The organism is Pseudomonas sp. AKS31 (assembly GCF_023634765.1).
In the GTDB taxonomy this organism is placed as follows: Bacteria; Pseudomonadota; Gammaproteobacteria; order Pseudomonadales; family Pseudomonadaceae; genus Aquipseudomonas.
Genome location: NZ_JAMLFX010000002.1, coordinates 455,051 through 477,343, shown reverse-complemented (window position 1 = coordinate 477,343; position 22,293 = coordinate 455,051). Strand labels below are relative to the sequence as shown.

General features: G+C 60.4%; 17 protein-coding genes. 12 read left to right on the top strand and 5 right to left on the bottom strand.

Features of this window, described 5'->3' with window-relative positions; translation table 11 throughout:
• The first annotated feature begins 156 nt into the window (after positions 1-156).
• From glgX to M9827_RS08170, 8 genes are all read left to right on the top strand, one after another.
• Positions 157-2,316: a glycogen debranching protein GlgX gene (gene glgX, locus M9827_RS08205; protein WP_250604960.1), complete on the top strand. Its 2,160-nt coding sequence runs from the start codon at positions 157-159 to the stop codon at positions 2,314-2,316.
• Position 2,317: 1 nt separating this feature from the next.
• On the top strand, positions 2,318-3,316 hold the full coding sequence (locus M9827_RS08200; protein WP_250604958.1) for an acyl-CoA dehydrogenase family protein: 999 nt from the start codon (positions 2,318-2,320) through the stop codon (positions 3,314-3,316).
• The gene (locus tag M9827_RS08195) at positions 3,313-4,071 is read left to right on the top strand and encodes a PIG-L deacetylase family protein (RefSeq protein ID WP_250604956.1); all 759 of its coding nucleotides are present in this window, start codon (positions 3,313-3,315) and stop codon (positions 4,069-4,071) included. Before M9827_RS08200 ends, M9827_RS08195 begins: the two co-directional genes overlap by 4 nt.
• Positions 4,068-4,667 carry an SAM-dependent methyltransferase gene (locus M9827_RS08190; RefSeq protein ID WP_250604954.1) on the top strand — a complete coding sequence of 200 codons (600 nt, stop codon included), beginning with the start codon at positions 4,068-4,070 and terminating at the stop codon, positions 4,665-4,667. The genes M9827_RS08195 and M9827_RS08190 overlap by 4 nt, the downstream gene beginning before the upstream one ends.
• Positions 4,664-5,350, top strand: a complete 687-nt coding sequence (locus tag M9827_RS08185) for a glycosyltransferase family 2 protein (RefSeq protein ID WP_250604952.1) — start codon at positions 4,664-4,666, stop codon at positions 5,348-5,350. Before M9827_RS08190 ends, M9827_RS08185 begins: the two co-directional genes overlap by 4 nt.
• Before the next feature lie 156 nt (positions 5,351-5,506).
• Positions 5,507-6,265 carry a PIG-L deacetylase family protein gene (locus tag M9827_RS08180; protein WP_250604950.1) on the top strand — a complete coding sequence of 253 codons (759 nt, stop codon included), beginning with the start codon at positions 5,507-5,509 and terminating at the stop codon, positions 6,263-6,265.
• Between the two features lie 188 nt (positions 6,266-6,453).
• The gene (locus tag M9827_RS08175) at positions 6,454-7,236 is read left to right on the top strand and encodes an endonuclease/exonuclease/phosphatase family protein (RefSeq protein ID WP_250604948.1); all 783 of its coding nucleotides are present in this window, start codon (positions 6,454-6,456) and stop codon (positions 7,234-7,236) included.
• A 388-nt stretch (positions 7,237-7,624) separates the two neighbouring features.
• Positions 7,625-8,692, top strand: a complete 1,068-nt coding sequence (locus M9827_RS08170; RefSeq protein WP_250604946.1) for an autotransporter domain-containing protein — start codon at positions 7,625-7,627, stop codon at positions 8,690-8,692.
• Positions 8,693-8,816: 124 nt separating this feature from the next.
• On the opposite strand, the gene glgB is transcribed toward M9827_RS08170, so the two are convergent.
• From glgB to M9827_RS08155, 3 genes are all read right to left on the bottom strand, one after another.
• Positions 8,817-11,048, bottom strand: a complete 2,232-nt coding sequence (gene glgB, locus M9827_RS08165) for a 1,4-alpha-glucan branching protein GlgB (RefSeq protein WP_250604944.1) — start codon at positions 11,046-11,048, stop codon at positions 8,817-8,819.
• A gap of 2 nt (positions 11,049-11,050) precedes the next feature.
• Entirely contained in the window at positions 11,051-14,392 is a 3,342-nt protein-coding gene (treS, locus tag M9827_RS08160; RefSeq protein ID WP_250604942.1) for a maltose alpha-D-glucosyltransferase, read from the bottom strand.
• Positions 14,393-14,534: 142 nt separating this feature from the next.
• Positions 14,535-16,532, bottom strand: coding sequence for an alpha-1,4-glucan--maltose-1-phosphate maltosyltransferase (locus M9827_RS08155; protein ID WP_250604940.1), 1,998 nt, complete (start codon positions 16,530-16,532; stop codon positions 14,535-14,537).
• Between the two features lie 217 nt (positions 16,533-16,749).
• Between M9827_RS08155 and M9827_RS08150 the strand changes: the two genes are divergently transcribed.
• Positions 16,750-16,908, top strand: a complete 159-nt coding sequence (locus M9827_RS08150) for a hypothetical protein (protein WP_250604938.1) — start codon at positions 16,750-16,752, stop codon at positions 16,906-16,908.
• Between the two features lie 120 nt (positions 16,909-17,028).
• Here M9827_RS08150 and M9827_RS08145 read toward each other — a convergent pair whose 3' ends face one another.
• Positions 17,029-17,541 carry an MgtC/SapB family protein gene (locus M9827_RS08145; RefSeq protein ID WP_250604936.1) on the bottom strand — a complete coding sequence of 171 codons (513 nt, stop codon included), beginning with the start codon at positions 17,539-17,541 and terminating at the stop codon, positions 17,029-17,031.
• 124 nt (positions 17,542-17,665) lie between these two features.
• On the opposite strand from M9827_RS08145, the gene M9827_RS08140 reads away from it, so the two are divergent.
• The 3 genes from M9827_RS08140 (at position 17,666) to mapR (ending at position 21,310) form a co-directional block, all read left to right on the top strand.
• Positions 17,666-17,914 (top strand): DUF3203 family protein, encoded by a 249-nt coding sequence (locus M9827_RS08140; RefSeq protein ID WP_250604934.1) that lies wholly within the window; start codon positions 17,666-17,668, stop codon positions 17,912-17,914.
• 195 nt (positions 17,915-18,109) lie between these two features.
• Complete coding sequence (gene ccoG, locus M9827_RS08135; protein ID WP_250604932.1) at positions 18,110-19,552, top strand: cytochrome c oxidase accessory protein CcoG; 1,443 nt, start codon at positions 18,110-18,112, stop codon at positions 19,550-19,552.
• A gap of 348 nt (positions 19,553-19,900) precedes the next feature.
• The gene (gene mapR / locus M9827_RS08130; RefSeq protein WP_016985121.1) at positions 19,901-21,310 is read left to right on the top strand and encodes a GntR family transcriptional regulator MpaR; all 1,410 of its coding nucleotides are present in this window, start codon (positions 19,901-19,903) and stop codon (positions 21,308-21,310) included.
• 149 nt (positions 21,311-21,459) lie between these two features.
• Here the strand turns inward: mapR and M9827_RS08125 are convergent, their stop codons facing one another.
• Positions 21,460-22,206 (bottom strand): SDR family oxidoreductase, encoded by a 747-nt coding sequence (locus M9827_RS08125; protein WP_250604931.1) that lies wholly within the window; start codon positions 22,204-22,206, stop codon positions 21,460-21,462.
• Positions 22,207-22,293 lie beyond the last annotated feature (87 nt).

Genomic DNA, 22,293 nt, shown 5'->3' with positions numbered 1-22,293 from the left:
TTAAGAAACACACAAAACCCTGTGGGAGCGAGCCTGCTCGCGAAGACGTTGGCACATCCGACATCTCTGTCAGCTGACCCACCGCTTTCGCGAGCAGGCTCGCTCCCACAGGGGATCAGTGTCAACTGAACCATCCCGATTTTTGCAGGAGCAATCATGACCCGTCCAACGAAAGCCGAACCCACCGCACACGCCGAGCCGTCGAGAATCCGTGAAGGCCTGCCCTTCCCGCTTGGTGCGACCTGGGATGGTCTGGGGGTGAACTTTGCTCTGTTTTCCGCCAACGCCACCAAGGTCGAACTGTGCATCTTCGACGATGCCGGCGAAGTCGAACTCGAACGCATCGAACTGCCGGAATACACCGACGAGATCTACCATGGCTACCTGCCCGACGCGCACCCGGGGCTGATCTACGGCTACCGCGTCTATGGCCCGTACGACCCGGCCAACGGTCACCGCTTCAACCACAACAAATTGCTCATCGACCCGTACGCCAAGCAATTGGTCGGCCAACTGAAATGGTCAGAAGCGCTGTTCGGCTACACCATCGGCCACCCTGACGCTGATCTCAGTTTCGATGAACGCGACAGCGCGCCATTTGTGCCCAAGTGCAAAGTCATCGACCCGGCGCACACCTGGGGCAATGACCACCGCGTCAGCGTGCCGTGGGACAAGACCATCATTTATGAAACCCACGTGCGCGGCATCAGCATGCGTCACCCTTCGGTGCCGGAGAACGTGCGCGGCACCTTTGCCGGGCTGATGGTCGACGATGTCCTCGAACACATTCGCAAGCTCGGCGTGTCCACCGTCGAGTTGCTGCCGATCCATGCCTTCGTCAACGATCAGCATCTGCTGCACAAAGGCATGACCAACTACTGGGGTTACAACAGCATCGCGTTTTTCGCCCCAGACCCGCGCTACCTCGCCAGCGGCAAGATTGCCGAGTTCAAGGAGATGGTCGCGCACCTGCACGAAGCCAATCTCGAAGTGATCCTCGACGTGGTCTACAACCACACCGCCGAGGGCAACGAACAAGGTCCGACCCTGTCGATGCGCGGTATCGACAACGCCTCGTACTACCGCTTGATGCCCGATGACAAACGCTACTACATCAACGATTCCGGCACCGGCAACACCCTCGACCTGAGCCACCCGTGCGTGCTGCAAATGGTCACCGACTCGTTGCGTTACTGGGCCAGTGAGATGCACGTCGACGGTTTCCGCTTCGACCTGGCGACGATTCTCGGTCGTTATCACGACGGTTTCGACGAGCGTCACAGCTTCCTCGTGGCTTGCCGCCAGGACCCGGTACTGCGTCAGGTGAAAATGATTGCCGAACCGTGGGACTGTGGCCCCGGCGGCTATCAGGTCGGTAACTTCCCGCCGGGTTGGGTCGAGTGGAACGACAAGTTTCGCGACACCGTGCGTGCGTTCTGGAAAGGTGACGACGGCCAGGTCGCCGATTTCGCCAGCCGCATGACTGCCTCCGGCGAGATGTTCAACCAGCGCGGGCGGCGGCCGTACTCTTCGGTGAACTTCATCACCGCCCACGACGGTTTCACCCTCAACGATCTGGTGTCGTACAACGACAAGCACAACGAAGCCAACGACGAGAACAACCAGGACGGCAGCAACAACAACCTGTCGTGGAACCACGGCGTCGAAGGCCCGACTGACGATCCGGAAATCAATGCGCTGCGCCATCGGCAGATGCGCAATTTCTTCGCCACCCTGCTGCTCGCCCAAGGCACGCCGATGATCGTCGCCGGCGATGAATTCGCCCGCACCCAGGACGGCAACAACAATGCCTATTGCCAGGACAGCGAGATCGGTTGGGTCAACTGGGACCTGAGCGAGGACGGCAAGGCGTTGCTGAAATTCGTCAAACGCCTGATCAAGTTGCGTCTGGCTTACCCGATCCTGCGTCGCGGACGCTTCCTGGTTGGCGAGTACAACGAGGACATCGGCGTCAAGGACGTTACATGGCTGGCACCGGACGCCACCGAGATGACCACCGAGCATTGGCACGATGCGCACAACCGCTGCCTGGGCATGCTGCTCGACGGCCGCGCGCAGGAAACCGGGATCCGCCGCAAAGGCGCGGATGCGACCTTGTTGCTGGTGGTCAACGCCCACCACGACATCGTCAATTTCACCTTGCCGGAAGTGCCGGAGGGCAGCTTCTGGACCTGCATGATCGACACCAATCAGCCGTCAATCCGTGGTCAGGAACGCTTCGATTTCGGCCACGAATACTCGGTCACCGGGCGCTCGCTGCTGCTGTTCGAACTGCAACGTGATGAAGAAGACTGATATGGATCTGCACCGCTATCTGAGCCGACGTCCAGCGGATTATCCACACACCGCAGCCCTCGGCGATTGCCTGCGGGCACTGGTCGAGGCCGGGCTGGATCGTCTGCCGTTACCGGGCAGTGGGCGCACGCTGGAGCGTTTTCAGCGGTTGGCGGAAGTCGGCGGGCATGATCTGGGTTTGTGCAAACTGTTCGAGGGCCACACCGACGCACTGGCGATCATTGAGCAACTCGGCGGCTCGCCTACGCCGGGCAGCACTTGGGGCATGTGGGCAGCGGAACCGCCGCAGGCACGGGTCAACGTCAGCCCGGCCGGGCACATGGTCGCGCTGCATGGACGCAAGGCATGGTGCTCCGGCGCCGCCGTGCTCAGCCATGCCCTGCTCACCGCTTGGGATAGCGATGATCAGCAACAACTGGTGGCTGTCGCTCTCGACCAACCGGGCGTGACCGTCACCGAGCAAGGCTGGCAAGCGGTGGGCATGGCGGCTACTGGCAGCGTCGAGGTGCTGTTCGACGGTGCCGAAGCGCAGGCCATCGGCAATCCCGGCGATTATCTGCAACGCCCGGGTTTCTGGCAGGGCGGCATCGGTATTGCCGCGTGCTGGTACGGTGCTGCGCGGCAAATCGCCGACGCATTGCGCGCACAGTGTGAGCAACGCCCGGAACCGCACGCCCTCGCCCATCTCGGCGCAGTCGACAGCGCCTTGCAGGCAGCGGCGGATGTCTTGCGTTTCAGCGCTTTGCACATCGATGCCCATCCCGAGGACAACGCCGAATTGCTCGCCCGTCGTGCCCGTGCGGTGGTCGAGCAGTCGGCCGAACAGGTCATGCGTGAAGTCGGCCGCGCCCTCGGCGCCGGGCCGTTTTGCAAGGATCGCCACTTTGCCCGGCTCAGCGCCGATCTGCCGGTGTTCCTGCGCCAGAGTCACGCCGAACGGGATCTGGCCGCACTCGGCCAACTGCTGGCCGGGCAGTCTTCGGAGGCATGGACGCTATGAAAACCAATCCGATTGTCGGCCAGGGCACCAGCCTGCATCAGTGGCAGGCGTCGCGGCACCTGGCGGAGCTGGACAGCATCGACATCCTCAGTCTGGTGCCACCGGGCGCGCGAGCGGTGATTGTCGCGCCGCACCCGGACGACGAAGTGCTTGGTTGTGGCGGTTTGCTGCAATTGCTCGCCGAGGCCGGCCGGCCTCTGCAGCTGATTTCAGTCACTGACGGCAGTGCCAGTCACCCTGGTTCCAGTCGCTGGCCGGTGGAACGTCTGAGCGTAGTGCGCCCGCAGGAGTCAGCCGAAGCGCTGCGCCGCCTCGGTTTGCCGATGCATCGGGTGAAGTGGCTGCGCGGTGGTTTCACTGACACGCAGGTCGCGGCTCAGGAAGCTGAGCTGGTCGATTTCATCGAGCAGCACCTGCGCCCCGATGATGTGCTTTTCACCACCTGGAGCGAGGACGGTCATTGCGACCACGAGGCCGTAGGCCGCGCCAGTGTCGAGGCTGCCCGACGGGTCGGTGCGACTTGCCATGAACTGCCGGTGTGGACCTGGCACTGGGCAACCCCGGAGGACGCCTTCGTACCGTGGCAGCGAGCGCGCAAGATTCTTCTGACGCCGGCGCAAGTCGCACGCAAGCGCCACGCGGTGCACGCGTTCGCCAGTCAACTGGAAGGCGATGCTGACGCCGGACTCGGTCCGGTGCTCGCCCCGTATGTGCTCGATCGCCTCTTACAGCCCTTCGAAGTGGTGTTTCTATGAGTGTCGAGGATCGCTATTTCGACGGTTTGTTCGCCGGTAACGACGACCCGTGGGCGTTCCGCGAGCGCTGGTACGAACAGCGCAAACGCGCAATCACCCTCGCCGCCCTGCCGCGTCCGCACTATCGGGCAATCTTCGAGCCGGGTTGCGCCAACGGCGAGCTGAGCGCCGAACTGGCCACCCGTTGCGATCGATTGTTGTGCTGTGACACCGCCAGCGCGGCGGTGACATTGGCGCGCACCCGTTTGAGCCTGTTCGATCACGCCGAAGTGCGACAAAACCGTCTTCCCGGCGACTGGCCGGAGGAAAAATTCGACCTGATCGTATTTAGCGAGATCGGCTACTACCTGGATAGTAAGGATCTGACAGAAGTGATCCGTCGGGCCAGTGAATGCCTGACTGCCGATGGCCAGTTCCTGGCCTGTCACTGGCGCCCGCCCATCGATGGCTGTCCGCTGAATGCGCGACAGGTTCACGACCTGATTCACGAAAAACTGCATCTGCCACGCTTGGTTCTGCATCAGGAAGCGGACTTCATCCTTGAGGTGTGGAGCCGCGAACCACGCTCGGTGGCAGCACTGGAGGGCTTGCGATGATCGGCATTCTGATCCCGGCGCACAATGAGGAGGATCTGCTCGGCGACTGCCTGAGCGCGGCCATGCGCGCCAGTCGCCACGGTTTGCTGGCCGGTGAAAAGGTTGAAGTGCTGGTGGTGCTCGACAGCTGCACCGACCGCTCGGCGCAGATTGTCAGCCGCTATCCGGTGCTGAGCCTGCACATCGACGCTCGCAATGTCGGCCAGGCCCGGGCGGCCGGCGCGCAGCTATTGCTGGAGCGCGGCGCGCGCTGGATCTCTTGCTCGGATGCCGACAGCCGAGTGGCCGACGACTGGCTGGTGGCGCAACTGGGTTTGGGTGCCGACGCGGTATGCGGTACCGTCACCGTCGAACGCTGGCACGAGTCGTTCGATGAAGCGGCGCAAATCCGCTATCACCGGGATTACCGGGCCTGCGATGGCCATCGGCATATCCACGGTGCCAATCTGGGCATCAGCGCCGACGCCTATCGCTGGGCCGGAGGCTTTAAACCGCTGGCCTGCGACGAGGATGTGCAGTTGGTGCGGGAGCTGGAACTGGACGGCGCCAACATCGCCTGGAGCCATCGCCCGCAAGTGCTCACCAGCGCACGCTTCGACAGCCGTGCGCGCGGCGGCTTCGGTGACTATCTGCGAAATCTGGCACAGATGGAGCAAAAAAAAGCGGATCAGATTGATCTGTGACGCGACGAACTTCGCTTCATGAGCAATACTCTGCTGCGCGGCAATCCAGGGTTCGGAGCGTCGCAAGGCATTCAACCCGCCTTCACGGGTCGCTGGCGTCTGGCAATCACCGCCAATCGCACGACTGAGGGCCGAACAACACAAGGACGTCACACCATGAAACCGTTATCCCTCAGTGACAGCAGTCTGCCGGCGCAAATCTGGAACAGCGCCGCGCAACTGGACAACATTCCCGTCATCAATACCTTGAGCCTGGTCCCCGCCGGCGCCCGCGCCGTGATAATCGCCCCGCATCCGGGTGATGAAGTGGTCACCTGCGGCGGCCTGCTGCAACTGCTATCAAGCCTCGGTCATCCACTGCTATTGCTGTCGATCACCGATGGCAGCGCCAGCCACCCGGGTTCGCGGCAATGGTCGGAAAAGCGCCTGAGCGTGTTCCGCCCACAGGAAAGCGTCGAAGCCCTGCGCCGTCTCGGCCTGCCGATGCACAGCCTGAAATGGGTGCGCGGCGGCTTCACCGACAGCGCCCTGTGCGATCAGCAAGATCAAGTAACCGAGTTCATCAGCCGCTACCTGCGTCCCGGTGACGTGGTGTTCAGCACCTGGCGCGGCGATGGCAACGACGACCACGAAGCGGTGGGCCGGGCCAGTGCGCAAGCGGCGGAACAAGCCGGCGCGACCTTCCATGACGTGCCGGTGTGGGCCTGGCACTGGCCTGAACGCGATCAGCAGATGATCCCTTGGGAGCGTGCGCGCAAACTGCGCCTCGACACCTGGACCGTGGCGCGCAAGAGCCACGCCACCCACGCTTACGCCAGCCAGCTGAAGGGTGAACCGGCGATTGGTATTGCACCGATGCTGCCGCCGGTGATTCTGGAAAGAATGCGCCTGCCCTACGAAATCGTCTTCGTCTGACAAGTACCCTGTAGGAGCTGCCGAAGGCTGCGATCTTTTGATCTTGATCTGCAGAAGCAGATTCAAAAGATCGCAGCCTCGTTTCACTCGACAGCTCCTACAGATGAATGGCGCCCCCAAGCAAAAGGAACTGCCGCCCCTCCCCATCAGTCGCATGAATAAGCGGCCCGCAATCCAGAGGAGTGAACGTGTCCAGCGATCCCAAGCGTCATGTTGTCGACGCGCCCGTCATTCATCGTCTCAGGGTGCTGACGGTCAATACCCACAAGGGTTTCACCGCATTCAACCGGCGATTCATTCTGCCGGAACTGCGCGAAGCGGTGCGCAGTACCTCGGCCGACCTGGTGTTTCTGCAGGAAGTGGTGGGTGAACACGAACGGCATTCGAACCGTTACAACGAATGGCCACAAACCTCGCAGTACGAATTTCTCGCCGACAGCATGTGGAGCGATTTCGCTTACGGGCGCAATGCCGTTTATCCCGACGGCCATCACGGCAATGCGCTGCTGTCGAAATACCCGATACGCGAGTACCGCAACCTCGACGTTTCGATCACCGGCCCCGAACGTCGTGGCCTGTTGCACTGCGTGCTCGACGTCCCGGGGCACGCCGAAGTCCATGCGATCTGCGTGCATCTGAGTCTGCTCGAAAGCCATCGGCAATTGCAGCTGCAACTGCTCTGCCAGTTGCTCGAATCCCTGCCCGACGATGCCCCGGTGATCATCGCCGGTGATTTCAACGACTGGCAGCTTCAGGGCAACGTCGCCCTCGGCCGTCGCGACTACCTGCACGAAGCCTTCGAACGCCACCACGGGCGCCCGGCCAAGACCTACCCGGCGCGCTTTCCGTTGCTGCGGCTGGACCGTATTTATTTGCGCAATGCCAGCAGCCATGACCCGCAAATCCTCGGCAACAAGCCGTGGACGCATCTGTCGGATCACCTGCCGCTGGCGGTCGAGGTGCACCTGTAAACGCATTAGTGACAGCAATACCCTATGTGGCAGATTCGCACTCCTTGTGCCCTTTCAGTGCCGGCAGACCTTCTGTCGGTAACTGAAGCCCTCTAAGCCGGGGCTTTCACTGCGTTTTTCCATGCAAACAACCACTTAGTTATGTGCAGAAAAACAAACGCTTGCAGATCCTGTTTTACGGCTACCGCTCATCGTTCAATTTCTTGACGTGCGGGCACGACTCTTCTTATCTCTACCTTACTACCCCCGGAATCACTACCGGGACGAACCTCCGGACACTCGCGAAATCGAGCGGCCACGGTTCGCCCCGCTCCATTCGGTCGCCCCTCGTTCGGGGTAGGAGAGACGCCACATCGAGATGCCGCATGCGCCTGCAAGGTAGACCTCCATGAGAACTTCAATCGGCCCACACGAGATCAAAATCACTTTCTGCACAGTGTCGAGTTCTATCTTGCTGTGCTCATCCATGGAGGCGCAGGCCGGTCCTGCGGCGGATGAAACCACCCCGTGGTATCGCGCGGATGTCCCCGTGCTGACGCTGCCCACCACCGTCATAACGCCCGAGCCTCGCCGCCTGAGCCCACGGCCAGACTTGCAGGGCGCCGACCTCATCACAGAAGATCTTGCACCCGGCGCGTGGGACCTGCTCTATGGTCGCAGCGCCCGGCAAGCGCAAACCGATGTGCTTGCCTCAGGCTTCGCAACACCCGGCAGCGGTGACGTCAAAGGTCCGGCGGTGCTGACCGTTCGAGGCGCCAACCATACCCAGACCCTCGGCCTCATCGGCGGTGTCAACCAGATTCAGGCCAATGGCAACGGCGTACTCACCAGTCGCGCCTTGGCCGATCCGAACAGCGACACCCTCAATCTCCAAGGCCAGAGCCTCGGCGCCTACTACAGCCTCACCGGTGCGCAAGGCTGGCACGTAGACCTGTCGGCCAGCGGTGGCCGGGTCAGCGGCTTCAGCCGCAACGGTCAAGGCGCCCGGCAAGCCACCGAAGGCAGCGCCATGACCTTCTCGGTGGAAGGCGGTTTTCCGATTGGTTTGAGTGACAACTGGGTGGTCGAACCACAGGCGCAGTTGATCAATCAACGCATTACCCTCGACACACCCTACGCCGGCTCGGGCAATGCATCCTCCACCGATCTGACGGCGTGGAGTGGCCGCGTCGGCGCACGCTTGAAAGGCAGTTACGATTTGAATGGTCTGCCGGTCGAACCCTATGTGCGCACGAACCTCTGGCACACCGTTTACACCGGTAGCACGGTGACGCTGGATCAGGTCGACAAGATCAGTAGCAGCCGCAAGTCCTCCACCGTTGAGTTGGGCTTGGGACTGGTAGCGCGGGTGACGCCGGTGGTGAGTCTGTATGTCAGTGCCGATTACAGCAGCGATGTCGATGACAATGATTTGAACGGGTTGATTGGCAGCCTTGGGGTGAGGATGCGTTGGTGAGCGGTGGGCCGGATTTTGAAGATGCCTGAACCGGCGCCTTCGCGAGCAGGCCCGCTCCCACATTTGGAATGTATTTCCCCTGTGGGAGCCAGCCTGCTCGCGAATGCAGCGACACGGTTTTAGATCAACCTTCAGGTTTGAGGATCAACACCGCCAACGGCGGCAGATTCAGCTCCAGCGACAGCGACTGACCATGGCTCGGCACCTCCTCGGTAAACGCCCCGCCGCCATTGCCGTAATTGGAACCGGCATAGGTGTCGGCATCGCTGTTGAGCAATTCGCTCCAGCGCCCGGCAAACGGCACACCGACGCGATAAGCCTGACGCGGCACTGGCGTGAAGTTGGCCACCACCAGCACCGGTTTACCCTCCTTGCTCCAGCGCAGCCAGGCATAAACGCTGTTGATTGCATCGTCGCCGATCAACCACTGAAAACCCTGCGGCGCGTCGTCTTGATCGTGCAGCGCCGGCTCTTCGCGATACAGCCGATTGAGATCGCCGACCAGTTTCTGCACGCCTTTGTGCTCGGAATACTGCAGCAGATACCAGTCCAGCTGTTGATCGTGATTCCACTCGCGCCACTGGCCAAACTCGCAGCCCATGAACAACAGCTTCTTGCCCGGGTGCGTCCACATGAAACTCAGATATGCGCGCAGGTTGGCGAATTTCTGCCAGCGATCGCCGGGCATCTTGTCGATCAGCGAATGCTTGCCGTGCACCACTTCATCGTGGGAGATCGGCAGGATGAAACGCTCGGACCAGGCGTAAACCAGACCAAAACTCAACTCGTTGTGATGATGGGCGCGGTACACCGGGTCCTGCTGAATGTAATGCAGCGAATCGTGCATCCAGCCCATGTTCCATTTGTAGGCGAAACCCAGACCGCCCTGCTGCGTGCTCTGGCTGACACCCGGCCACGCCGTGGACTCTTCGGCGATCACCAGCGCACCCGGCGCTTCCAGCTCAACCACGTCATTCAAATGGCGAAGGAAGTCGATGGCCTCCAGATTTTCCCGGCCGCCATGGCGGTTCGGCACCCATTCGCCGGCCTTGCGCGAATAGTCGCGGTACAACATCGACGCCACCGCATCGACGCGCAGGCCGTCGACGTGGAAATGCTTCAACCAGTGCAGCCCGGAAGCCAGCATGTAGCCGTGCACCTCAGTGCGCCCGAGGTTGTAGATCAGCGTGTCCCAATCCTGATGGAAGCCTTCCAGCGGGTTGCCGTACTCGTACAGCGCCGTGCCGTCGAACTGGGCAAGACCGTGGGTATCGGTCGGAAAATGCGCCGGCACCCAGTCAAGAATCACGCCGATCTCGGCCCGGTGGCAGGCATCGACGAACTCGGCGAACTGCGCTGGCGAGCCGTAGCGCGCACTCGGGGCGAATTGCGACAGCAGTTGATAACCCCAGGAGCCGCCAAACGGGTGCTCCATGATCGGCATCAGTTCGATATGGGTGAACCCCAATTCCTTGACGTAAGGAATCAGCCGTTCAGCCAACTCCGGCCAGGTGTACTGGCGGGCGACTTCGCCGAGATCATCCAGCTCGCACTGCCATGAGCCGGCATGCAGTTCATAGATTGACAGCGGCGCCGAATGTTTCTGACGGTCACGGCGGCTGCTCATCCATTCGTGATCCTGCCAGTCGATTTGCAGCGGCTCGGCGACTTTCGACGCGGTGTCCGGCGGCAGGCTGGTGGCCAGTGCCATCGGGTCGGCCTTGAGCGGCAGAATGCCGTGGGCGCCGAGAATTTCGTATTTGTACAACTCACCCGCTTGCAGGCGCGGAATAAACAACTCCCAGACCCCGGACGGATGACGCAAGCGCATTGGATGGCGACGCCCGTCCCAGACGTTGAAGTCGCCGACCACCGACACGCGCCGGGCATTCGGCGCCCACACGGCGAAACGCACACCATCAACACCATCGACGGTTTTCAGCTGCGCGCCGAGGCAGGCGCTGAGGTCACGGTGATTGCCTTCGGCGAACAGATACAAATCCATTTCGCCGAGCAACTGGCCGAAGCTGTAAGGATCTTCCGCCACCTGCTCGCCACCGGCCCAACGCGTGCGCAGCAGGTAAGGCCGTGCATGGTCGAAATGACCGACAAACAGCCCCGGCGTATCAGCCTGCTGAAGCGGGCCAAGCTCTTCGCCGGAGTCCTTGTCCAGCACGACAACACTCAGCGCACCGGGTAGATAGGCGCGGACAAATTGCCCGCCGGCACCATCACCGTGCGGGCCGAGAATGGAAAACGGGTCTTGATGTTCCGCCCGCACCAGCGCGTCGATGTCCTTCGCGGTCGGCAATAATGCCTCTTTAACCACACCCTGTTCCTTGTTCGAGAAACTCATGACTACTCTCCACCAAGATCGGAAAAGGGTTTAAGCCCCGTCAACAACCCGTACAAACCGTGCAATGGCACGGGCAACCACGTGGGGCGATTTTCGGCTTCATAGGCCACTTCATAGGCCGCCTTCTCCAGGCCGAACAACGCCAGCGCGGCGTCGGCACCTTCAGGATCTTGCCAGGCATGATCAAGACTAGCTGCCGCACGGCGATATGCCTGAACAAATGCCTCGCGGGCCTCGCGCAGATAACGCTCGGCCACCAGACGCCGCGCCGTTTCAGACTCGCCGCTGTGGTCAACGTTGTGCACGTTGATGGTCATCGCCGCCGCGTAATCGAACGAGCGCAGCACGCCGCTGACATCTTTGTACGGACTGTGTTTGCCACGCCGCTCGCTCAATGGCCGCGCCGGTTCACCCTCAAAGTCGATCAGATAGGCATCGCCCTTGATCACCAGCACCTGGCCCAAATGCAGATCGCCGTGGACGCGAATGCGCAAACCGCCGACGGCTTTTTTCGCCAGATCCTGCACGTGGGCGAGGATGGTTTTTTTCTCGTCGACCAGCCTATTCACCAGTCTCTGATCCGCTGCGCTGAGTTCGCCCTGATGCTGCTTGAGCAGTTTCAAAGCATGCTCGACCTGGGCCACGACATCCTTGCCCGTCGCCTGCATATCCTTGACCGTCGACACCTGCGGGGCGAAGTCGGCATTGTCGGTGGGCGCGGCGAGCACCTTGTGCATCTCGCCCAGACGCTGACCGAGCATCCCGGCAAAATCCCTCAGCTCGCCGAGGGCGTTGTAATGCTGTTCCTGCTCTGACATGGCATCGGCCAGTTCATCGCGCAGCGCCCGCTCGAGGTTGTTTTGCGTCCACTCCCAGGCGTCGCCCTGATTGCTCAGATAGCCTTGGGCGATCATCAGCAGGTTGTCTTCGCCCTGGACGTCGCGGCGAATCACCGAGCCGAGCAGCGGAGAGATATTGGCAAATCCGGCCTCGGTCAGGTAAGCGCTCATCTCCAGTTCCGGGTGTACGCCAGGAGCGACTTTTCGTATCAGCTTGAGCACCAGGCTGTTGCCGATCACCACCGAACTGTTCGATTGTTCGGCGGACAGATAACGCACTTCCGACTCAGCTCCGAGGCCTAACGTTTCCAGATGCGCCGTCGGTGCAAAGCGGATTTCGCCCTCGCTCGACTCCAGTACGGTGTTGTTCTGCATGCCTTGCAGCACCGCACGAACAAAGGTTTCAAGGCTGAACGCGTCAGTAATCAAGCCGACCTGTCGTACACGGCGTACACGGGACAAGGCCAGTTGCTGCGGCAGCGCCGGGCCGACCTGATCCTCGGAAATGAAACCGAACGGCAGTTGATAGCGACTGGTCTGCCCACCGCTGGTGACTTCGAATTCGCTGAGCAACACCGGATGCTGCGCATCGCCGAAACGCACGCCATAAGCCAGATGCACTTTTTCGATGGCCGCGTCTTTGCCGGCGAACCAGCGCCGATTCTGCAGCCAGCTCGGCAGGATGCTTTGCTCCAGCGTCGTACGCGACGGCGCTTCGAGCAGCTCTTCCATGCGTTTTTTCAGCACCAGCGTGGTGAAGTCCGGCAGGCTTTGCGCCGGTTCCACGTGCCAGCTCGGCATCTGGTTTTCTGCCGCCAGGGCGAACCAATAGAAACCATACGGCGCGAGGGTCAGGAGGAAATTCAACTGGCCAATCGGCGGGAATGCGTTACCGCCGAGCATCTCCACCGGCACCATGCCGACGTAGGCCGACAGGTCCAGCTCCACCGCTTGCGCACTGCGCGAAACGTTGGCCACGCACAGAATGATTTCGTGCTTGCCATCGGCATCGGTGAATTCGCGGGTGTAAGCCAGCACGCGACGGTTGTTCGGCGAGAGCATCTTCAAGGTGCCGCGACCGAAAGCCTTGGACTGCTTGCGCACAGCGAGAAGACGTCGGGTCCAGTTGAGCAGCGAATGCGGATCGCCAGACTGGGTTTCGACGTTCACCGACAGATAGCCGTATTGCGGATCCATGATCGGCGGCAGCACCAGACTCGCCGGGTCGGCGCGGGAGAAACCGCCATTACGGTCGATCGACCATTGCATCGGCGTGCGCACACCGTCGCGGTCGCCCAGGTAGATATTGTCGCCCATGCCGATCTCGTCGCCGTAATACAGGGTCGGCGTGCCGGGCATCGACAGCAGCAGGCTGTTAAGCAGCTCGATGCGGCGGCGATCACGCTCCATCAACGGCGCGAGACGACGGCGGATGCCGAGGTTGATCCGCGCGCGACGGTCAGCGGCGTAGTAATTCCACAGATAGTCACGTTCTTTATCGGTGACCATCTCCAAGGTCAGCTCATCGTGATTGCGCAGGAAAATCGCCCATTGGCAATTGGCGGGAATTTCCGGGGTCTGGCGCAAAATATCGGTGATCGGGAAGCGATCTTCCTGAGCCAGAGCCATGTACATGCGCGGCATCAGCGGAAAGTGGAACGCCATGTGACATTCGTCACCATTAACGCCCTCAGCATCGGTATCACCGAAGTAAAGCTGCGTGTCTTCCGGCCATTGGTTGGCCTCGGCAAGCAGCATACGGTCGGGATAATTGGCGTCGATCTCGGCGCGGATCTGCTTGAGGACGTCGTGGGTTTCCGGAAGGTTTTCGTTGTTGGTGCCGTCACGCTCGATCAGGTACGGGATCGCGTCGAGACGCAGACCATCAATGCCCATGTCCAGCCAGTAGCGCATCACCGACAACACGGCTTTCATCACTTGCGGATTGTCGAAATTCAGGTCCGGTTGGTGCGAATAGAAACGGTGCCAGAAGTACTGGCCGGCGACCGGGTCCCAAGTCCAGTTGGATTTTTCCGTGTCGAGAAAAATGATCCGCGTGCCGTCGTATTTCTGGTCGTCATCCGACCACACGTAAAAGTCCCGCGCCGCCGAGCCTGGTTTGGCCTTGCGCGCACGCTGGAACCACGGGTGCTGGTCAGAGGTGTGATTGATGACCAACTCGGTGATCACCCGCAAACCGCGTTTGTGCGCTTCGGCGATAAAACGCTTGGCGTCCGCCATGGTCCCGTAATCGCTGTGCACGCCTCGGTATTCGGCAATGTCGTAGCCGTCATCGCGGCGTGGAGAAGGATAGAACGGCAACAGCCAGATGGTGTTGACGCCGAGGTCGGCGATGTAATCGAGTTTGGCGATCAGGCCGGGAAAGTCACCGATGCCGTCGTTATTGGAGTCGAAAAACGATTTGACGTGAACTTGATAGATCACCGCGTCCTTGTACCAGAGCGGGTCTTTGATAAAGGTGGCTGCCTTGGGTTTCTTCGCCATGTGAAACTCCTGAAAAATTCGTTTCTGCACAGAATCTGATTGTGCTGATCCCCCTGTAGGAGCTGCCGAAGGCTGCGATCTTTTGATCTTGTTTCTAAAAGATCGCAGCCTTCGGCAGCTCCTACAGGGGTTTGGGCAATGCTTAGGTGGCAGTAATTCGCCAGATACCGAACGGCTGATACGCCGGGTCAATGCGCATGAACTGGTATTTGCCGTGCCAGTCCCAGCGATGCCCGTTCATCAAGTCTTCGCCGTGGGTGGTCGCATCGTCGGGCAGGCCCATTTCCCACAGCGGCAGTTCAAAATTCGCTTCCTGCACGTTGTGCGGATCAAGGCTGACCGCGACCAGAATGAAATTGCTGCCGTCAAAACTGCGCTTGCCGAAAAACAGGATGTTGTCGTTCCACGCGTTGTAGACCTTCAGGCCCAGATGCGTGTGCAGCGCCGGGTTCTGCCGGCGAATACGGTTGAGCTGGGCGATCTCGGCAATGATGTTGCCGGGCTCGGTGAAGTCGCGGACGCGGATCTCGTACTTCTCCGAGTCGAGGTATTCCTCTTTGCCCGGCACCGGCGCCGACTCGCACAGTTCGAACCCCGAATACATGCCCCACAGGCCTGAACCCATGGTTGCCAGCGCGGCGCGGATGAGAAATCCCGGACGCCCGGATTCGTGCAGGAACGCCGGGTTGATATCCGGCGTGTTGACGAAGAAGTTCGGCCGGTAGCATTCGCGCCACGGCGATTCATTCAGCTCAGTGAAATACGTCGCCAGCTCAGTCTTGCTGTTGCGCCAGGTGAAATAGGTATAGCTCTGGGTGTACCCGACCTTGCCCAGCCGCGCCATCATCGCTGGCGTGGTGAAAGCTTCGGCGAGGAAGATGACTTCCGGGTACAGCGCGCGAACGTCGGCGATCAGCCATTGCCAGAACGGCAGGGGCTTGGTGTGCGGATTGTCGACACGAAAGATCTTCACGCCCTCCTCGACCCAACCAATGACGATGTCGCGCAACTCGACCCACAGGCTCGGAATCGCGTCCGGCGCATAGAAGTCGACGTTGACGATGTCCTGATATTTCTTTGGTGGGTTCTCGGCGTATTTGATCGTGCCGTCGGGACGCCAGTTGAACCAGCCCGGATGCTGTTTGAGCCACGGGTGATCCTGGGAACACTGAATGGCGAAGTCGAGGGCGATTTCCAGACCGTGATCGGCGGCAGCGGCCACCAGTCGACGGAAATCCTCGCGGGTGCCGAGTTGCGAGTGAATCGCCTCGTGACCACCCTCCTCACTGCCAATTGCATAAGGGCTGCCAGGATCATCGGGACCGGCGGTCAGGGAATTGTTGCGGCCCTTGCGATGGGCGCGGCCAATCGGGTGGATCGGCGTGAAGTAAAGGACGTCGAAGCCCATGTCCTGAATCATCGGCAAACGCGCGTGCACATCATTGAAGGTGCCGTGACGGTGGGGATCGTCGGTGATCGAGCGCGGAAACAGTTCGTACCAACTGGCAAACTCGGCCAGTTCGCGTTCGACATCCACCGGGAACTCCGCACTGACGCTCAGGTAAGCGCGGTGATCGGCCTCAGCCATCAATTGCGCACTGCGCGAGTGCAGGAATAGCGCAACCTGCTCGGTTTCGAGCAACCCGGACAATTCGTGATGCAACGCGGCGAGCTGTTCGCTGAGCTGGCCTTCGCTGCGTTCGGCGGCCTGTTGCACCATGGTTCGGCCTTCCTGCAACTCCAGCGAAACAGGCACAGCGGCGCTGTGTTTCTTCTCCAGTTCATATTGGAAACTGGCGAAATGGTCGATCCACGCTTCGATGCAATAGAGGAAGCGTCCTTGGTGCTCAGGGCGGAACTGGCCTTGCCAGCCATTGTTGCCCTGATCAGCCATGACCTCGGTTTGCCAGGTTTCCTCGCCCTCTTCGCGCCAGCGGATGCGCACGGCGAGTTTGTCGTGGCCGTCGGCAAATACTTTGCTGGTGACCACAATTTCACGGCCGGCAATCGACTTCACGGCGAACTGCCCGCCATCGAGGGTCGGCATGGTGTTTTCGATGACAATGCGCGGCAGCAGCAACGCCTGCGACAGCGGCATGTGCGGGTTGTAGCTCAGTTCAGAAGGTCTTTCAGCAGTCATTGAGCATCTCTCCTTAACGCCCCAAGGACGCTCTTGTGCCGGATCAGTGTTCACAACGAAGCACCTGCCCCGAAATGAACTCACTTAGGTTCCGAGCGGCCGGCGCCGGGAAAAGTTCAGATGAAATTGCCGTGTCAGAAAAGCGGATCGAATCGCGTGCAGGGTGGTCAATCCACTTAAGCACTTCTCACGCCATGTGCCACACGGAGGTCATCAGATGAACATCCCGATCCCGGCCGAAACGCCCGATCCGAACATCGACAACCCAACGCTGCCAGAGACCGAGCCGCAGCCGATTCCCGAGCAGGAACCGCCCGGCACCACGCCACCGCCGAAAGAAGAACCGCCGAGCACAATGCCGCCCGTTATCGTTTGATCACCGATGTAGCTCATGTAGGAGCTGCCGCAGGCTGCGATCTTTTGATCTTGGTTTTAGACAATCAAAGTCAAAAGCTCGCAGCCTTCGGCAGCTCCTACAGGGGTTAGCAATCATTGGCTACAGATGTCTGTTCTTTTCATCGTCGTTTTCGAACAGCCGTACAATTCGCGGCATCACGCTGAAAATTCCCAGCGCCAGCAAGGTACTCAGCAGCGCCGTCGCTTCCCGGCCCAACCCGGCCGCCACACCAATGGCCGCGGTCATCCACAACCCGGCAGCCGTGGTCAGGCCTTTGACATGGCCTTCATCGCCTTCCTTGTTTTTCAGGATAGTCCCGGCGCCGAGAAAGCCGATCCCGGCAATCACGCCTTGCAGCACACGGCTCATCGCATCCGACTCCGCCCCCGACGTCTGCGGCACCAACACAAACAGTGCGGCCCCGAGCGCCACCAACATATGCGTGCGCACCCCGGCAGCCTTGCCCTTGTGCTCGCGTTCAAAACCGAGGATGCCGCCCAGTACCGCCGCCATCAGCAGGCGCACGGTAATGCGCGTCAATTGCGAAGCATCCGCAACGTCGGCGAATTCCGCCTGCAGGGTTTCCCACACTTCATGCCACCACGCGTTCATCGTGCAGTCCTTGTTATTGGCTCGATAGACGATGGACAGCGGCGACCATTAATCAGTTGCGCAGAACGATCGGCGAAGCCTGTGCCCTAACCTTGCAGACACCCCTGAAAAAAGGACTGCCCTCATGCTCCTTCGAGTCGATGAATCCAATCCCGAACAGAAAGTATGTTTTTTCACTGTCGAGAATGGCGAAGAAATCCGCATTTGCGACACCCTGGAAGTGCTCACGGACAGCGACAAGGCCATGTCGTTTGTGGAAATAGACGGCCGGCGCGTGTACATCACCGAAGCAGATGCTGACGCATTGACCGTCGCGGGTGCCAAGGACGGTCGCAAGCACTTGAAGGCTGACGAGAGTGGTTCGGTGATTTGACTGACCTTGATCAACACCCCGCGCAAACGCCTGATATAGGCGTTTGCGCCTTTGTTTGCGGGCTGCTTCAAGTTGTCGCAGGCGTTGCACAGAATCGCATCTGATCCGCTTTTTATTGAAATAGCTGAGTCTGTTATGCAAACAGATCGACGCTCATAGTGCTCTGGCCTGATGGAGGCTGATGAGCGAATAACCATGAGCGAACAAATCCCCGTCCGAACCGTAGAAGCATCCCCAACCATAGCTCCTCATATAAAAAAGGTGCCCGCACGCCCAATGAAGGCGACGGCCAGGTCCAGCGACAACCAGATCCACACCCGCAGCTTCACCGGCCTGTTCCGTACCCTGCGCATGAGCGGCGCGGGTTTTCTGTTCGTGCTGTTTTTCGGCACCGTGTGGCTGAACTGGGGCGGACGTCAGGCGGTGCTCTGGGATCTTTCCGAAAGCAAATTTCACATCTTCGGCGCGACCTTCTGGCCGCAGGATTTCATTCTGCTGTCCGCGCTGCTGATCATCGCCGCGTTCGGCCTGTTCGCCATCACCGTGTTCGCTGGCCGGGTCTGGTGCGGCTATACCTGCCCGCAGAGTTCGTGGACGTGGATCTTCATGTGGTGCGAGAAGATCACCGAAGGCGAGCGCAACCAACGCATCAAACTGCAAGCTGCGCCGTGGAGCCTGAACAAACTGGCGCGGCGTGCGGCCAAGCACACCCTGTGGCTGGCAATCAGCGTGCTGACCGGCCTGACCTTTGTCGGTTACTTCACGCCGATCCGGCCACTGGCCGAAGAACTGCTGACCCTGCAAATCGGCGGGGTCAGCCTGTTCTGGGTGCTGTTTTTCACCGCTGCGACTTACATCAACGCCGGTTGGCTGCGTGAAGCCGTTTGCATGCACATGTGCCCGTATGCGCGGTTCCAGAGCGTGATGTTCGACAAGGACACCCTGGCGATCTCCTATGACGTTGCCCGTGGCGAAAACCGTGGCCCGCGCAAACGCGATGTGAAACCGCTTGAAGCCGGCCTGGGTGATTGCATCGATTGCCAGTTGTGCGTGCAGGTCTGCCCGACCGGCATCGACATCCGCGACGGCTTGCAGATGGAGTGCATCGGCTGCGCGGCGTGCATCGACGCCTGTGACTCGATCATGGACAAAATGAACTACCCGCGCGGGTTGATCCGCTACAGTTCCGAGCGCGAGTTGCAGGGTGGCAAAACCCACCTGCTGCGCCCGCGTCTGATCGGCTACACCGTGGTGCTGGTGGCGATGATCGGCGCATTGGCACTGGCGCTGGTCGAACGGCCAATGGTTTCGCTGGATGTAACCAAGGATCGCGGGTTGTTCCGCGAGAATGGTCAGGGCCAGATTGAAAACATCTACACCCTCAAAGTCATTAACAAAACCCAGCAGCGCCAGGACTACAACCTGAGCCTGGTCGACGGTGACGGCTTCCAGTTGCAAGGCAAGACCGAGTTGAGCCTGGCCCCGGGGGAAATTGTCGATGTGCCAGTGTCGGTGGCGATGACCACGGAACGCCCGGCCAGCAGTTCGCAGACCTTGAGTTTCAAGATTGCCGACAGCGATGAGCCGGAGGTTTACAGCGTGGCGAAGAGCAGGTTTGTTGCGCCGATGAATCGTTGAGCCGTTAGAATCCGCTCCCTCACCCCAGCCCTCTCCCAGGGGTAGAGGGGGCCGACCGAGGTGTCTGTCGCTATACATCGACCTGACAGACCGAGTCGATTATGGATTCAGCAAAGCATTTTCAGGCTGAATCGATTATGGATTCAGCAAAACACTATCAAGACGAAACGATTGTGGATTCAGCAAAGCATTTTCAGGCCGAATCGACTATGGATTCAGCAAAGCACTTTCAGGTCGGTGTAGTTCACAAGCATCCCCCAATCAGTCCCCTCTCCCTCTGGGAGAGGGTTAGGGTGAGGGCTTTTTCCTCCCTGACACACCTCAAAAACACCAGCACCAAGGTACTCGATGAAACGCTACGAAAAATTCGCCGACGACATCGCTGAACTGATCCGCTCCGGCGTCCTTGGCCCCGGCCAGCGCGTGCCTTCGGTGCGTTACGCCAGCCAGACCTACGGGGTCAGCCCGTCCACGGTGTTCCAGGCCTATTACCTGCTCGAACGCCGCGGCCTGATCCGCGCGCGTCCGCGCTCCGGCTATTTCGTCAACACCCACGCGCCGAGCCCGTTTTCCGAGCCGGTAATCAGCAGCCACGTCAACGATTCCACCGAAGTCGACGTCAGCGAACTGGTGTTCTCGGTCCTCGATTCGATCAAGGACCCGAGCACCGTGCCATTCGGCTCAGCGTTCCCCAGCCCGACCCTGTTCCCGTTGCAGCGCCTGTCGCGTTCGCTGGCCAGCGCCGCACGCGAGATGGACCCGCGCATGGTTGTCACCGACATGTCACCGGGCAACCCGCAACTGCGCCGGCAGATTGCCCTGCGCTACATGGTCGGCGGGCTGATGCTGCCGATGGAAGAACTGCTGATCACCAACGGCGCCCTCGAAGCGCTGAACCTGTGCCTACAAGCCGTCACCGAACCGGGCGATCTGGTGGCCATCGAAGCCCCGGCGTTCTACGCCAGCCTGCAAGTGCTCGAACGGCTGAAACTCAAAGCCGTGGAAATTCCCGTGCACCCGCGCGACGGCATCGACCTCGGCGTGCTCGCGCAAACCCTGGAACGCCATCCGATCAAAGCCTGCTGGTGCATGACCAGTTTCCAGAACCCGATGGGCGCAACCATGCCTGAGGCGAAGAAACAGGAACTGGTCGAACTGCTGCGCCACCATCAAGTGCCGCTGATCGAAGACGACGTCTATGCCGAACTCTATTACGGCCAGCAGGCGCCGAAACCGGCCAAGGCATTCGACACTGAAGGGCTGGTGATGCACTGCGGTTCGTTCGCCAAAAGCCTGGCCCCCGGCTACCGCATCGGCTGGGTCGCCGCCGGACGTTACGCGCAGAAAATCGAACGTCTGAAACTGATGACTTCGCTGTGCGCCTCGATGCCCGCACAAGCAGCGATTGCCGACTACCTGCAACACGGCGGTTATGACCGCCACCTGCGCAAACTGCGTTACGCACTGGAAGAACAGCAGAGCGCAATGCTCGCGGCGATCGCCCGCTACTTCCCGGCGCAGACGCGGGTCAGCCAACCGGCGGGCGGCTACTTTTTGTGGCTGGAACTGCCACCGCAAATGGATTCATTGAAGTTGTTTCAGATGGCACTGGCGCAGGGGATCAGCATTGCACCGGGGCCGATTTTCTCGCCGACGCAGCGCTTCAGGAATTGCATTCGGCTGAACTATGGCAGCCCTTGGACCGAGGACTCGGAAAAAGCCATGGAAACGTTGGGGCGGATTGTGCGGTCGTTCTGACAGTTGGATGTTGCCTGTGCTGGCGCCATCGCTGGCAAGCCAGCTCCCACAGTGATCTCTGTCACCGCATAGGTTGTGTACGACACAGAAACCTGTGGGAGCTGGCTTGCCAGCGATGTGGCCGGATCAGGCAACACAAATCCCAAAGATCAGCGCCCACCCCCCAAATCAACAAACGTACCCGTCGCATACGAAGCCTTATCCGACAACAACCAGACAATCGCTTCCGCCACCTCATCCGGCCGTCCGCCACGGGCCATCGGAATCGCCGACTCGAGCTTGCTGACCCGATCCGGATCGCCGCTCAAGGCGTGGAAATCGGTATAGATGTAACCCGGGCGCACCGCGTTGACCCGAATCCCCTCTCCCGCGACTTCCTTGGACAAACCGATAGTGAAGGTGTCGAGCGCACCTTTGGACGCCGCGTAATCGACGTATTCGTTCGGCGAGCCCAGACGCGCGGCCACCGACGACACATTGACGATGCTGCCGCCCTGCCCGCCGTGTTTGGGCGACATGCGCAGGATCGCGTGCTTGGCGCAAAGAATCGGCGCCAGGACATTGGTTTTCATGATTTTGAGGATACGGAATTCGGACATTTCGTCGACCCGCGACTTTTGTCCGACGGTGCCGGCGTTGTTCACCAGTGCCGTGACCCGGCCCAACTCGGTGTCGACCCGATGGAACAGCGCGATCACTTCGTCTTCGATGCTGACGTCGGCACGTACGGCGATGGCCTGGGCGCCCAATGCGCGGACCTGCTCCAGTACGCTGTGCGCGGCCTGTTCATCCGACTGATAGTTGATGCAGATCCGATAGCCTTGCTCGGCAGCCAACAGCGCCGTGGCCGCGCCAATCCCGCGCCCGCCACCGGTGATCACAATGACTTTATCCATGCTGGCCTTTCCCCCAAATGCACACGTAACAGTCGGGGGGAAGAATAACCGCCATTGGCGGGTTTTGCATGGAGTCTGTGGTGTCTG